This window comes from Rhodospirillales bacterium, from assembly GCA_016712595.1.
Classification (GTDB): domain Bacteria; phylum Pseudomonadota; class Alphaproteobacteria; order Rhodospirillales; family Defluviicoccaceae; genus Defluviicoccus.
This window is the reverse complement of record JADJQT010000008.1, coordinates 13,244-26,014: the sequence shown is the minus strand read 5'-3', so window position 1 is coordinate 26,014 and position 12,771 is coordinate 13,244. Positions and strand designations below refer to the sequence as shown.

Genomic DNA, 12,771 nt, shown 5'->3' with positions numbered 1-12,771 from the left:
GGTTCAGCCTGCCCGATAATCATAAGGTCCCAGGAACAGGTCGCCGAGGGCGCGGCGCAGGAGGTAGGTGACCCGGCGCTGCGCCAAATGGTGCGGCCGATCGTGGAGCATGTGGCAGCGCTGGCAAAGGCTGCGCAGGTTGCGCAGCCTGTTGTTGCGCGGGTCGTGGTCGAGATGCGCGGCGGCGAGGATCACCTTCGTCGTCCGCTGCCGCGTCATCTGCTCCAGGTCGGGCCAGCGGGCGGGCCGACCACGGCCGTCGCGCCAGATGGCCTCGGTGGGATCGAACCAGCGGCCGTCCGGCAGGCAGCGAACGATGGTGCCATGCGGCCGCCCGCACTTCTGGCACATCCCGCGGGCGCGCTCGAAGCGGACGCGCCGGCTGAGCTCGGACCAGTAATCGGGGTAGAGGGAGCGGAGTTCGCGGCGGATCGGCACGGGTCTACTCCCTCGCCATCACTCGGCGCCGGCGGGCTCGGTGCCGATTAGGGCCGGCTGCCCGGCGTGGAGAACGCGATAAACCGAGGCGCGGCCGATGCCGAGCCGCTGCGCGATCGCCGCCGGCCCGAGCTTTTCCTCGACGCGCAACCGGCGCACCTCGGCCGGGTCGATCGACGGCTTGCGGCCCCGGTAGACGCCACGCTCCTTGGCGGCCTTGATCCCCTCCATCTGCCGCTCGCGGCGCAGGTTGGTCTCGAACTCGGCGAACACGCCCAGCATGTCGAGGAACGCCTTGCCGGCGGCCGAGCCGGTGTCGATCGGCTGCTCGGTCGCCTTCAGCGCCACGCCCTTCGCCTTCAGCTCATGGACGATGTCCTGCAGGTCCTTCAGCGAGCGCGCCAAGCGATCGATGCGCGTGACCATCAGGGTGTCGCCTGTGCGCAGGAAGTCGAGCAGCATCTGCAGCTCCCTGCGGCTGTCACGCCGGGTGCCGGTCACCTTCTCGGCACGAACGACGTCGCAACCGGCGGCCCGCAGGGCAGCCTGCTGAATGCTCAGGTCCTGGTCGATGCTGGAGACGCGTGCGTAGCCGTAAACAACCATGAGCGGAGGCGGGTGTCTCGTTGGAGTCCAGACCGACTCACCCTAGCGTACCGGAATCCTGCTGATCAACCCTAATGAGACGCAGAAAGTGTCTCGTCTGCTTGTCTTGTTGGGGTATGCTCCAACTTGACAACAACGACGGTTGCATGGCGGCCTCCGGAGGGTTGCCACCGACATCACACATTCAACCCCGTCAGTTGCCCCAAGGCGAGATCAATCCCGGTCGAAGACGAGAGCAGCTCATCAGGGAAATGCGCGCCGCTGGGCTACCGACATAGTCAGTCTCAGCGAGCGTGCGTGAGAACCGGATGATTGCGCGTCCGTCTCACGGAGCGTGCGTTGAGTCTCAAAGAGCGTGCGTCCGTTGCACTCTACAGTCTCAGATAACGTGCGTCGGATATGGCCGATAAGTGCGCGTCGAGCCGCGCATCATTGCGCGTTGCTACACCTATCGCGGCATCAATGTTTTGATGTTGTGGGGAGCGGCCGCCAAGCGTGGTTATTCCGCGCCGATATGGATGACCTTCAACCAGGCTTTGGAATTGGGCGGCAACGTCCGCAAGGGCGAGACGGGGAATCTCGTTGTCTATGCCAACACCATCACCCGCACCGAAGCCGACCCCAAGACCGGCGAGGAGCAGGAGCGAGATATTCCCTTCATGAAGGGCTACACCGTTTTCAACGTCGAGCAGGTGGAGAAGCTGCCCGCGCATTTTTCCGCCTTGGCCGAGCCTGTCACCGAGAAGGTGGAGCGCATCGAGGCGGCCGAGGCCTTTTTCGCCAGCACCGGCGCGAAGGTCAGCAACGGCGGCAACCGTGCATTTTTCAGCCCGTCCGAGGACAGGATTCAAATGCCGCCCTTCGGGGCCTTCAAGGAGCCGGAGGCCTATTACGCGACCTTGGCGCATGAAACGACCCACTGGACGAAGACGACCGCACGTCTCGACCGCGACTTTGGCCGCAAGCGTTTTGGGGATTCCGGTTACGCCATGGAGGAACTTGTCGCCGAGATGGGCGCCGCTTTCATCTGCGCCGATTTGGGCCTGTCGCCGGAGCCGAGGGAAGAACACGCCGCCTATCTGGCGCACTGGCTTTCCGTCCTGAAGGCCGACAAGCGCGCCATCTTCAGCGCCGCCGCCCATGCACAGCGCGCCGCCGATTATCTTCACAGCCTGCAGCCGGGATCGTCACGCGTCCGGAGCCAAAGTTTGCAACAGAGCCATCTGCCGGGCAACAGGGTCGCTCGCTTCGCAGGGCTGTTAGCCCCGCTCACTCGCAACCCGGTCACCCTCGATTGCGCACCACCCCACACCCTCCGCGTTCGTCACGTGGCAGGGGTGCAGGCAATTGCCTGCACCCCATTTCAAAGAAAGCGAGGGCTTAACGGATACGCCGCTCTCAGGAAGGTTTTGGCTTCGAAGAGCCGTGAGGGGTCACGCCATAGAGCGGGCAGGATAGCACGGCGGGAGGCGCATGAGACCGGCCACTCGTGAGAATGGCCGGTCTTCCTGAAGGGCCTTGGGACTCTACTTTTTTCGATGCTTGGTTGGATCAACCAGCCGATACTGTTGACCCCGGTCCGGAGTCGGCGGCATTGGCTCACGCTCTACAACGGTTCGCTCTTCGCCAGTTCCCCCGCCGCGTGGACCGGTAATTTCGTACTGGCCTGACTGGGGGCACCGTTTGCCCGGCTTGAGGAGATCGTCTTTACTCATGACCGATCGTCTCCGCCGGTTCGATATCGGCAAACCGCTTGCCGGTGTTGATTTCGGAGATCCGACCAGAGTTGATATCGTAGTCGGCTCCGATTCGATGTTGAAGATCACCTCTTCTAAGGCGGGCCTTGATGATGGCCACGGTTTCCGGTGACAAATCACGTACTGATGCCAATTCAAACTACTCCCTGCGACGGGTTGAAAGTTTGTGCGTCAGGGAGTAGCGTTCGGGAGAAGGGGGACCGAAGCGCCGCGCCATGGCCTGATTCGATCATGGCCCGCCGCAGAGGACCGAAACCGTTTCAGAAAGGCGGGGCCGTTGGCGCGGTCCCGCCTTTTGCACGTTCGGAGCTATAACATGGAAGCCGGACCGGCGCAACTACCACCCCACGGCCGGATACAGCGGTGCGAAATTTTACAAGATATGGACAGTTTGTCAACCAATATGGTGTTCTGTTGATATGTAAACTATATACTGATGCTACACACCATATGGAAACATCACGAGGTAGAGCTTTCCAGATATAGTTGGGGTGGTGGCGAATCATCAACCCTCACGATTGATTTCGCGGACCGCCTAACCGCAGCGCCCGCCGCAGTGTCGCTACGTCCACGCCGAACAGCGCGGCAATCCCGGCGCGAGTTTCCGTTTCTTCCTCGATGAGCGTCCGCGCGTGGGCGAGCTGGTGCGCCGTGAGCTTCGCGGGCCGTCCGACGTGCTTCCCCCGGCGCTTCGCGGCCTTCATGCCCGCCGAGGTCCGTTCGCCGATCAGGGAGCGCTCGAACTCCGCCAGGGCGCCCATGACGTGGAAGATCAACCGGCCCCCGGCGGTTGTCGCGTCGATGGATTCCGAAAGCGACTGAAACCCCGCCCCGGCCTTGCCGATCCCGTCAATCATGCCGATCAGGTGGACGAGGGAGTGGCCCAGACGGTCCAGCTTCCACACCACCAGCACGTCGCCGGGACCGAGGCGGGCAAGCGCCGCCGCGAGCTGGGGACGCTCCGTCACGGCCCCCGATACCTTGTCGGCATAGACGACCTCGCACCCGGCAGCCTCCAGCGCCTGCTGCTGAAGGGCGAGGTTCTGCTCATCCGTGGAGACGCGGGCGTAATCGATTTTCATATTTTACAGAAACGTTATGTGTTTTTTGTGGATTTGAGGCAAGGCATAGTATAATTCATGTACAATGGCAGATGATCCGAAAGAAATTGTTCTTGAGCACTTGCGCTACATTCGCGGTCGTGTTGACGCGAACGAGGAGACGCTTGGGGATGTCAAGCTTTCCATTACCAGCTTACGCCAAGATGTGCATGCGCTGCGTGGCGATATTTTCCGGCAGGAAAGAGCGCTTGCCGCTGTCGAGGTTGATCTTGACCGGATCAAGACCCGGCTCGATCTCTCGGACGCTCCGCCAATCTCCTCCTCCTGATGTGGGGATGATGAAGAGGCTGTATTTCAGCGATTCAAGATTTTTCCGGACAGCCCCTTAATCTTCTGCCGCCAATTGCCGCACATGTTCGAGATGCTGGTGACGACAAGCTTCAAGCCCTGCCACAGCGGCTGAATAGCGGGTCGGATGACCCGCCAAATGAACATCAGGAGTTGGCCAACCCAAGGAGGATCCGCTCCCTTGAGCAACCAAGCGTGGGCCTCTGCCTTTGATAATGGGCGCGCGGGGCCGAAAAAGCCGCTAATCGCGCCGCCCCAGCGTGATTCCCAAACAAGCAGATCCTCGCCCACTCTGCGATTGATGTCGTGTTCGATTTGACGAAGCCGCTCCGCCGCCTTCCTTATGTCGCGATCAATCAGCCACGAAAAAGCCCCGCCGAGCATAATGACAGAGAGTATTACCAACAGGGTAGACAAACTAAAGGAGTTCGTTAGAACCCACAAAAATACAGCAGCGCAGGCTACTAATAGCTGGTACATATGGCCAGTACGCTCTAATATTTCCAGCCTAAGCGATTCGTACTCTCTCAGAATAATTTCAATTCTTTCCTTCTGTTTAAAAGATTCGACCCCAGCCTGTGCTGTTGCTTCGTTTCCGCCAACCATAAGCAATCTCCGAGTCTTGCTTCGCTGCTCCGGAAAGGCCCCGGTCCTCGTGAATGACCTCGCACCCGGCAGCCTCCAGCGCCTGGTGCTGAAGGTCGAGGTTCTGCTCCGATTTTCATGGCAGATACCGTTCCCACGCCTGCCGCCCGTGGAGAACACGGATAATCAGGATTCCGTCATCTCGGATGATGTAGGCGATCATGTGTGCCTGGTAAGGGTGCAGCCGCACCGGCGGGTCGAATTCCGTGCGCTCGCGGGCCAGGTGCGGGTTTTTAGCCAGCAGATCGAAAACCGATGCCATGCCCTCGTGATAGCGCTCGGCCTGATCGATGCCGAACTCCGCCGCGCCGTGCACGTAAAGGCTCTGTTGCAAACTTTGGCTCCGGACGCGTGACGATCCCGGCGGATGACCGTTCCGTGCTCAGGCTGCCTGGAGCTCGAGCCGTTCGCTGACGACCTGCATGGCCTCTGCCAACGCGCAGACGCCGAGACCGAAGGCGCGCTCCACCAGACGCGCCTCGCCGCGGATGTCGCGCGTGATGTTGAAGATCGCCGCCTGGCCCTTGCGTAGAGCCCGCATCACCTCGAAGCCCTTGATCGTCGCGTAGGCGGTCTTCAGCGTCTTGAAGCCGCGCACCGGGCGGATCAGCTGCTTCAGCTTGCCGTGATCGGCTTCGATGACGTTGTTGAGGTACTTCACCTGCCGGTGCCGCGTGTCCTTCGGGCACTTGCCTTCGGCCTTCAGTTCGGCGAGTGCCGCCACGTAGGTCGGCGCCTTGTCCGTGTTGACCACCCGCGGCTTCTCCCAGTCTTTCAGGCCCTTAAGCGCCTTGCCGAGAAAGCGCTTCGCCGCCTTCGTGTTCCGCGTCGGCGACAGATAGAAGTCGATGCTCGCCCATCATCTGCTCGAGATCACGGTAGCTCACTCCGTAGCGGCAGTACCACCGTACCGCCCACAGCACGATCTCGCCCTCGAAGTGGCGCCCCTTGAAGTCCGACACGGCCCAGCATCCCCTGGTTACGACCACATCCCGCCAGATAGCCGCGAGCTTTGCAACAGAGCCCTGACGTTCGATCTCACCCGCTACGGATCGAGCCTGCTTCACCGAGCGCCACAAGCCACTCAGGACCGAGCATTGAGCTGAAAAGCTGACTCTTTGGCGATATCAGTAGGTTATCTTAACGGACCCGCACCTTTGCGCACGCGTCATGATCGGTCCGACGCCCTGGCGATCGGCATTACGTCACTGCAGAGCCAAAGGCTGGATTGGCGCGCGGTGCTGCTCCTTGCTCGAAGTGAAAAAACCCGCGCAGTGCGCTGCCGCATCGCATCGACCACACTCTTCGTACATGACGCGCTTGTGATCCGAGATGCTTTGCCGCGCAAGGCCCCACAGGCTACGCGGGATTTGACAGAGTGCCAGGTTGTAGATCGAGACATTCATACCGCGCCGATAGAGGTGCTCGACCGCGCCAGTGAGCTGCTTCGCATAGTCGGCCGGGTCAATCCGCAGAAGGTCCCGGTTCTTCTTAACGTAGCCCATCTGCTCTAGCCCCATGAACGCCACCTGATGCGCAAAGGGCAGCTTTCGGCTGATGTATTCAGCGAGATCGATGAGGTGAGGTACACTGAGGGCATGCAGCACGACGCGGATCTCGGTCTCGACGCCATTGCTCGCTAAGTTGTACATGCCGGCCACGGTCTCGAGGAATGAGCCGGCGGCTTGGGCGATGTAGTCGTGCCGGTCGGAAATGCTGCCGTGCAGGGGAATGCTGAATCGCAGCCGCGGCAGGCCGATCCGCCCGACAGCCTCGGCAAAGCTGACATCGGAAAACGTGCGCCCGTTGCTGAGGCAGGTGATGGAAGTTGCGGGCAACCGCTCTTTGAGCGCGGCCAGAAGCTCGAGAAAGCCTGCGCGAAGGAGGGTCGGTTCGCCGCCGGTAATGCCCAGGCGTTCTGGCGGATCGGCCTGCAGTAGCTCGATCATACGCAGACACACCGCGAGCTGATGGTCGTCACGGTCCTTGGGCGGCTGTGAGCACATGAGGCACGAGCTGTTGCACCGCTCGGTGACGAACAGGGCGTTGTGCGTCGACGCCTTGCGAAACAGCGTGCGGATCCGCCCACTTCGTCCGTCGATGAGCACTAGGTCGCCGTCCTCGAGATGGTCGAGACGCTCGTAAACGCCCATTCGCGGCGTAGCCAGGCACACCTCGCGGCCGCCCTCTACCAGGGCCGCTGCGAAAGGCTCGAGGTCAGCCTTGGGAATTCGGCCGCTGCGACAGACGAGCACCGTGTCGGCAGGCGAGAGCACCTCGACGCTCTCCGACACGCGCCCGACGATGGCCGGGTGTGCGAACGCGAACCGACCGCTTACGGCCATCACGACAGCCATGCGGGCCTCGGCAGTGCGCATCGACCGGGGTGAACCCAACTCAGGAGCGTGTTGCGCGTCTCCGCTGGGCCATCGATCAGCAGACCGAACAAGATTTTGAAGATCGCCTGCTGCTTCTTGCAGAAGGAACTCGTCGGGCGATTGCCGATGAGGTCGCCTTGTGTCCGGTAGTGCCGTATGGGGTCGGCGCCGCAGTAGGGCAAGTACACGCACTCAGAGCAGCCCGGCAGCGCTTCGGCGCACCCCGCAGCGGCGATGCACTGCATCGTCTCGCCGAAGAAGAGATTAAGGTAGCTGTCGTCGACGCTGCCGAGCCGAAAGCTCTGGTCGCCCATCGCAGCGAGCATGCGCGCCTCGTCCGAGGCATAGACACCGCCGTCATAGTTGTAGACGACGACGCCGAAGCCCTCGCCTGTTGGCGACTGCAGGTCGACGAATCCGACCCCGAAGGGCGTCAGGATCTTGCGCAGGAGCATGGTGGCGTAGCCCTCGGCAATCGTCAGGCCTTGCCGGTTGAGGGCGAACAGGTACTCGAGCGCCTCCGCGTAGAAAGAGGCGAACTCATCGACGGTATAGCCGATCGACCGGGCCGACTTGGCAGCGTAGCCGTACGGGTTGAGCTCACGGATGAAGATCGAGCGCTGCCCGCGGGCGGCGTACTCGTCGATGATCTCGTGCGCTCTCCCGAGGCTGTGCACGGTGGTCGTCATCAGGGCGGACACGCTGCCCCGCCCGAGCACGTCCTGGCAACGCTGCATGTTGCGGACCACCACCGCATGGGCCGCAGCACCCGTCATCGGCCGGTTCCGGTCGTGCAGGTCGCCGGGCCCGTCGAGCGAAGTTGAAACGGCAACGTCGTAGTCCCTAAGAAACGCGAGATGCTCTTCGCTCAGCAGCGTTAGGTTGGTGCAGATCACGAACCGCAGGTCCTTACGAGCGCACGCAGCGCGTCGCGTGGAGGTTTCAACCATGAAGCGGACGAGATCGAACGCGAGCAGCGGCTCGCCGCCCTGAAACTCCATGGTGATCGCGGGCGCGGGGGCGGAGAGCATCAGCTCGATCGCCTGCGTCGCGGTCTCGCGCGTCATGTCGACCCCGAACGCGTCGGCGTTTGCACGGGAGACTTGGCAGTACCCGCAACTTTGGTTGCAGCGCAGCGTCGGCACGAAAATGTGGAGCTTGGGACCACCTTCTAAAAAGCTCTTCTTCGTGCGCCACTGGGACGCGGCGACGCGCAGGGTGGCAGGATCCGGGCCGTGGGTCAGGAAGTACTTAGACTTCAGCTCCGCGTATTGCGGAGACTCTGGGGCGAGTCGCCTGGCGACGAAGTCGTCAAAGGCGGAACGGTTAAGGACGCTAAACTCGCCGCAAGGCGTCGTCAGCAATACCTTTCCGCTGCCGAACCGTGTAAAATGAAACGGCATCAGCCGGTAGGGCATCGCTTCCGCGAATGCCTCCGGTCCACGGAACGACGTGCTGCCCATGCCTCTACTCCTCAGGCTCGGCGCATCGGCTGGGGCAGCAGCTCATTGAACGCGCGCTGCACCAGCGCGCGCTGGATGTCCTGCGTCTCGTGGGCGACCCGTGCCCGAAGGGTGAAGTCGACCAGGCTATTGCAGAACTCACCGCACGCTGCGGTGAGTTCTGGGCCATCGCAGCCGTCCTTGGTGCGGATTTCGGCGGTGATCGTGCCGCCGTTTGTCTTGCCGATATGGACGTGGCAGCGGTCGGCCAGCCAATAAGCCGCCCGCAGAGCGACGTCCTCGCTATAGAGGGTCGGATCGATCGTGATCAGCACGGTGGTCCCGCGCTGATCCACGATCACGCCGGCCGATTCGGGAAACGGCGACATTGCTAGCGGGAAGAGTAGTGCGAGGTGTGCGAGCTATGCGAGCTGTGGGAGGCATGCGAGTAGTGCTGGGTGATCTGCTCACCGCTGGTGGGATCGGTGGTGACGCTCCAGAGGTTGATCGCGCCTTCGGAGGGCTGCGGCGAAGCCTCGATCGCGGCCGACTGTACCATAGCGGCGCCCTCGGGTACGTCGGCTACGATGGCCGCTGAAGCGTTCTGTCCCGCAACGACAACAACCCCCGCCGCCACGAGGGCAGCAGCGGCACATTTCTCAGAAATGTCGAGCAGGGCGCCAGTCAGCTGCGCCTTGAGTTTGTCCGCGCTCATTTTTTGAACCCCCATCCCACGCGTATTCGACACACTTATACCATCTTTGCGCGCCCAATACCAAGGTAACAGGGAACCCGCCTGCACTTGACCCTGGCGTTTCGGCATGTGCGGCGACTACGACTCGGTGATCGGCATGGAGAAGAAGAACGCGATCGCGCGGTTCGTCTCCAAGCTGCCGACCGGCGCACGCCGCGAGCCGCCCCCACCAGCGAAGGAGCGGCGTGTGCGGGAGGGGCCTGTTTGCCCACCGGGGCAAGCGGCTCGCGAGCTGCGGATACCACGCCACTTGCCGAGGACGACCGGCCAGCTGTTGGCCGCCGTGCCGGGGTCGGCAGCGCTTGGGCTGCGCTTCGGCCTCTTTGCGATCGCCACGTGATTGCCCTCCGCTATACGCGGTTACACCGCGGCAATACGTTGTTGCACGGATCGGCGGGTTGCCGTCGGGGGCTGGCTGGCGTAGGGGAACGGTCCCTTTTCTGACCGATGGACGCGTGGCCGTGCCGTTCAAAGCCAATGCCGATCGCCGTCACCACATTGCGAAGCAGCGGCGCCGAGTGACGAATGGGGCGGAATACGATGCCGCCCTGCGCCGGCGCGGGAGCCTCACGGTCTGGTTCACCGATGCGGCGATCGCGGCATGGCGCGCCGCGCCGCGCGTCACGCCCGGCGGGCAGCCGCACTACTCGCCGCTGGCGATCACGACGGGGCTGACGCTGCGTGCCGTGTTCCGGCTGGCGTTGCGTCAGACCGAAGGGCTGATCGGCTCGATCCTTCGTTTGCTCGGTCTCGATCTCGCCGTTCCGGACCATTCGACCATGAGCCGGCGGGCCGGGGCACTGGCGGTGCCGCCGCGGCCGCGGTCGGCAACCGGGCCGCTGCATTTGCTGGTGGACAGCACGGGTCTGAAGCTGTGCGGGGCCGGCGAGTGGCTGATCGAGAAGCACGGCACGAAGAAGCGCCGGTCCTGGCGGAAGCTGCACATCGGCGTGGATGTCGACACCGGCCAGATCGTCGCGGCGGAGGTGACGACCAACGACGTCGACGACGGCTCGCGGGTCGGCCCGCTGCTCGACCAGGTGGCGGACCCGGTCGCTTCGTTCACCGGCGATGGGGCGTACGATCGCGACGACGTCTACGGTGTCGTCGCCGGGCGCCATCCCGGGGCTGCGGTCGTCGCACCACCGCGTTCGACCGCGGTGCCGAGCGCGACGGCCGAGACCGCGCCGACGCAACGCGACCGGCATCTCCGGATGATCGCCGAGCGCGGGCGCATGGGCTGGCAGAAGGCCGCCGGATACAATCGTCGCGCGTTGGTGGAGGCGGCGATCAGCCGTTACAAACGGGTGATCGGCGACGCCCTACGGTTCCGCACCGTGTCGCGGCAGGCAACCGAGGTGGCCATCGCCGTCAATGTCCTGAACCGCATGCTCGAGTGCGGACGCCCGAAGTCCGTCCGCATCGCGTAAGCAACGATCGGGCGTGGCCTCAGCGCGTGCACTCCCAGGTCCGTGCAACAACGTAGTGCTGAGATCAAATCGAGCGCGGACGTTCAGGTTTCCCGGTGATGCCATTCGGCCTCGAACTGCGGCCGCACCGTTGCGCGTCCGAGCAGAGTCGAGAACTTGCGGTAGTTCTTGAACGTATTTTGCCAGCGACCCGCAACCACGGCGGGATGCACACCTGCCCGTCGCGCCAACTCTCGCACCTCCGCACTGCTGGCAAAGGCAGTCAGACCAGCGCGATCCCACAACTCGCCCGGTATCGTCGCGCTCGACGCGAAACTGTCCGCCTCCAATTCGATCGACTCACTGCTCCGCAGCTCAAGATCATCATAGATCAACGGGGTCTCGCGCGAGACGTGCTTCGCGACGTGCGCCAGCTCGTGCAGCAGGACGAACCAGAAATTGTCGACCCTGTCGTGCCGGAGTGTCATGGCGATCACCGGCGCTCCGTCTCGACACGTCATTGCTGCACCATCGAGGTAGGTTCCCGGTAGGTGCGGCAGGACGACCAGCCTCACGCCAAGATTTTCCAGTTCGCCGCGGGCGGCGACAACCCCATCCGAACGCGCGCTTAGCATCGCCAGATGACGAGCCACATCGAGGGAAATCGCCTCCGCGCTGAATCGGGCGGAGAGGCGCATCTCGCGAGCGCGTACTTGAACGCCTGCGCACCAGGCGGTCAGCGCGTGCGGATCGGTCTTCGCGTTGGTGCGCTTCGTCCGGGTTCGGCGTAACAGCGCCGGAATCGCCTGGCCTTGAAACGCGCGCGTGATGAAGGCCTCGTATGTCTCACCCCGACGCATGACCCCCCAGGCGCACAACCGCTTCAGAACGGGCTTTGCCGGCGGATCCGCCGGGCGATCGGACGGAGACGGCTCCGCACAGATCAGTGACTCCGCCGGAATCGCCAGATGCTGATTGAGCGCGCGGATCATGTCGATCGAAAGCGGGCGCCCTCCAGACAGCACCTCCGAGACGCGGGCGCGCGAACCGATGTAGGGCTCCAGGTCACGTGGGCTCAGGTATTCCTGTTCCATCCGAAAACGGATCGCCGCCAGCGGCGTCGTCACTCCGACCGGGAAGTGCTCTTCCTCAAACCGCTCGACCAGGGCGGAGAGGACGTCGAGTTCGTCGCCTTCCGGCGTGCCGGCGCGCGCATCCATGAGCTCCGCGATGCGTGCCAGTCCGGCTTCGTAATCCGCTTCGGTGCGGATCGGTCTCGTCATCGCGGCGCACCTCCTCCACCGATCGTTACCGGGTCGATCGCGTCATACTCCGCGTGCGTCCCGACGAATTTCACCAGCACCACGCCGATCTCGTAGTTCACGTGAACCACGAGCCGGTACTTGTTGCCGCCGATGTTGAACACCACCCGATTGTCCGCGATGAAGCTGGCGGATGCGAACTTGGCCTTGATGTCGGCCGACGTTCGCCACCCAGCCTTCTTGGCTTCCGCATACCAGGCCCTGAGCGGACCCTCGGAATCAGCACGGCCTCGCTGCTCCCAATGAGCCTGGAGGCGCCTTCCCGTGATCACGCGCATCAAGATACCCGAAAACAGCCGGAACGTCAATGATAGCCGATCCCATTTTGGGAGCAAGAGCCATGACGGCCACGACCTGGCCGGTGACCAGCGAGTCGAACAGCATGCGGATGGCGGCCAGGTGCTGCTTGACCGTCGGCTTCGCCATCGACTGCTGCAGGCCCTCGATGTAAGCGGCGACGTGCAGCGGCTGACGGCCAACATGCGAGAGCTGGCCTTGATCCTGCCTCCCGCCGTAATTTCCATAACGCCCGGATACGCGACCGGGGAGAGGGCCATCGGTTTCCGCACGCACGGTCCAATTTCCCGAACTGTGAGCTGCTACACCTAGGC

General features: G+C 63.1%; 15 protein-coding genes and 3 pseudogenes. 6 read left to right on the top strand and 12 right to left on the bottom strand.

All coding sequences use genetic code 11. The annotated features are described in order from the left end of the window. Window positions 1-3 precede the first annotated feature (3 nt). Window positions 4-438, bottom strand: coding sequence for a hypothetical protein (locus tag IPK66_18815; GenBank protein ID MBK8177228.1), 435 nt, complete (start codon window positions 436-438; stop codon window positions 4-6). An 18-nt stretch (window positions 439-456) separates the two neighbouring features. Continuing rightward, window positions 457-1,044, bottom strand: a complete 588-nt coding sequence (locus IPK66_18810; protein ID MBK8177227.1) for a recombinase family protein — start codon at window positions 1,042-1,044, stop codon at window positions 457-459. Window positions 1,045-1,514: 470 nt separating this feature from the next. Between IPK66_18810 and IPK66_18805 the strand changes: the two are divergent. Beyond that, window positions 1,515-2,225 (top strand): annotated as a pseudogene (locus IPK66_18805) (DUF1738 domain-containing protein). 532 nt (window positions 2,226-2,757) lie between these two features. Continuing rightward, window positions 2,758-2,913: a hypothetical protein gene (locus IPK66_18800; GenBank protein MBK8177226.1), complete on the top strand. Its 156-nt coding sequence runs from the start codon at window positions 2,758-2,760 to the stop codon at window positions 2,911-2,913. Between the two features lie 400 nt (window positions 2,914-3,313). Here the strand turns inward: IPK66_18800 and IPK66_18795 are convergent, their stop codons facing one another. Further along, complete coding sequence (locus IPK66_18795; GenBank protein MBK8177225.1) at window positions 3,314-3,883, bottom strand: recombinase family protein; 570 nt, start codon at window positions 3,881-3,883, stop codon at window positions 3,314-3,316. A gap of 64 nt (window positions 3,884-3,947) precedes the next feature. On the opposite strand from IPK66_18795, the gene IPK66_18790 reads away from it, so the two are divergent. Continuing rightward, window positions 3,948-4,190, top strand: a complete 243-nt coding sequence (locus tag IPK66_18790; protein ID MBK8177224.1) for a hypothetical protein — start codon at window positions 3,948-3,950, stop codon at window positions 4,188-4,190. Window positions 4,191-4,216: 26 nt separating this feature from the next. On the opposite strand, the gene IPK66_18785 is transcribed toward IPK66_18790, so the two are convergent. From IPK66_18785 to IPK66_18755, 7 genes and pseudogenes are all read right to left on the bottom strand, one after another. After that, window positions 4,217-4,816: a hypothetical protein gene (locus IPK66_18785; protein MBK8177223.1), complete on the bottom strand. Its 600-nt coding sequence runs from the start codon at window positions 4,814-4,816 to the stop codon at window positions 4,217-4,219. 115 nt (window positions 4,817-4,931) lie between these two features. Continuing rightward, window positions 4,932-5,171, bottom strand: a complete 240-nt coding sequence (locus IPK66_18780) for a type II toxin-antitoxin system RelE/ParE family toxin (GenBank protein MBK8177222.1) — start codon at window positions 5,169-5,171, stop codon at window positions 4,932-4,934. Between the two features lie 66 nt (window positions 5,172-5,237). Continuing rightward, a pseudogene (locus IPK66_18775) lies at window positions 5,238-5,817 on the bottom strand (DDE-type integrase/transposase/recombinase). Window positions 5,818-6,060: 243 nt separating this feature from the next. Next, window positions 6,061-7,233: a His-Xaa-Ser system radical SAM maturase HxsC gene (gene hxsC / locus IPK66_18770; GenBank protein ID MBK8177221.1), complete on the bottom strand. Its 1,173-nt coding sequence runs from the start codon at window positions 7,231-7,233 to the stop codon at window positions 6,061-6,063. Continuing rightward, window positions 7,200-8,696: a His-Xaa-Ser system radical SAM maturase HxsB gene (gene hxsB / locus IPK66_18765; GenBank protein MBK8177220.1), complete on the bottom strand. Its 1,497-nt coding sequence runs from the start codon at window positions 8,694-8,696 to the stop codon at window positions 7,200-7,202. The genes hxsC and hxsB overlap by 34 nt, the downstream gene beginning before the upstream one ends. 11 nt (window positions 8,697-8,707) lie before the next feature. Continuing rightward, window positions 8,708-9,037 (bottom strand): His-Xaa-Ser system protein HxsD, encoded by a 330-nt coding sequence (gene hxsD, locus IPK66_18760; protein MBK8177219.1) that lies wholly within the window; start codon window positions 9,035-9,037, stop codon window positions 8,708-8,710. 29 nt (window positions 9,038-9,066) lie between these two features. Continuing rightward, window positions 9,067-9,390, bottom strand: coding sequence for a hypothetical protein (locus IPK66_18755; protein MBK8177218.1), 324 nt, complete (start codon window positions 9,388-9,390; stop codon window positions 9,067-9,069). A 103-nt stretch (window positions 9,391-9,493) separates the two neighbouring features. Between IPK66_18755 and IPK66_18750 the strand changes: the two are divergent. Together IPK66_18750 and IPK66_18745 are read left to right on the top strand one after the other, a co-directional pair. Continuing rightward, window positions 9,494-9,615, top strand: a pseudogene (locus IPK66_18750) (YmdB family metallophosphoesterase). Window positions 9,616-9,890: 275 nt separating this feature from the next. Continuing rightward, the gene (locus IPK66_18745; protein MBK8177217.1) at window positions 9,891-10,859 is read left to right on the top strand and encodes an IS5 family transposase; all 969 of its coding nucleotides are present in this window, start codon (window positions 9,891-9,893) and stop codon (window positions 10,857-10,859) included. Window positions 10,860-10,942: 83 nt separating this feature from the next. Here IPK66_18745 and IPK66_18740 read toward each other — a convergent pair whose 3' ends face one another. Next, window positions 10,943-12,121, bottom strand: coding sequence for an ImmA/IrrE family metallo-endopeptidase (locus tag IPK66_18740; protein ID MBK8177216.1), 1,179 nt, complete (start codon window positions 12,119-12,121; stop codon window positions 10,943-10,945). Further along, window positions 12,118-12,438, bottom strand: a complete 321-nt coding sequence (locus IPK66_18735) for a type II toxin-antitoxin system HigB family toxin (GenBank protein ID MBK8177215.1) — start codon at window positions 12,436-12,438, stop codon at window positions 12,118-12,120. The genes IPK66_18740 and IPK66_18735 overlap by 4 nt, the downstream gene beginning before the upstream one ends. On the opposite strand from IPK66_18735, the gene IPK66_18730 reads away from it, so the two are divergent. Next, on the top strand, window positions 12,425-12,769 hold the full coding sequence (locus IPK66_18730) for a hypothetical protein (GenBank protein MBK8177214.1): 345 nt from the start codon (window positions 12,425-12,427) through the stop codon (window positions 12,767-12,769). The two genes, IPK66_18735 and IPK66_18730, sit on opposite strands and share 14 nt — an antisense overlap. The last annotated feature ends 2 nt before the right edge of the window (window positions 12,770-12,771 follow it).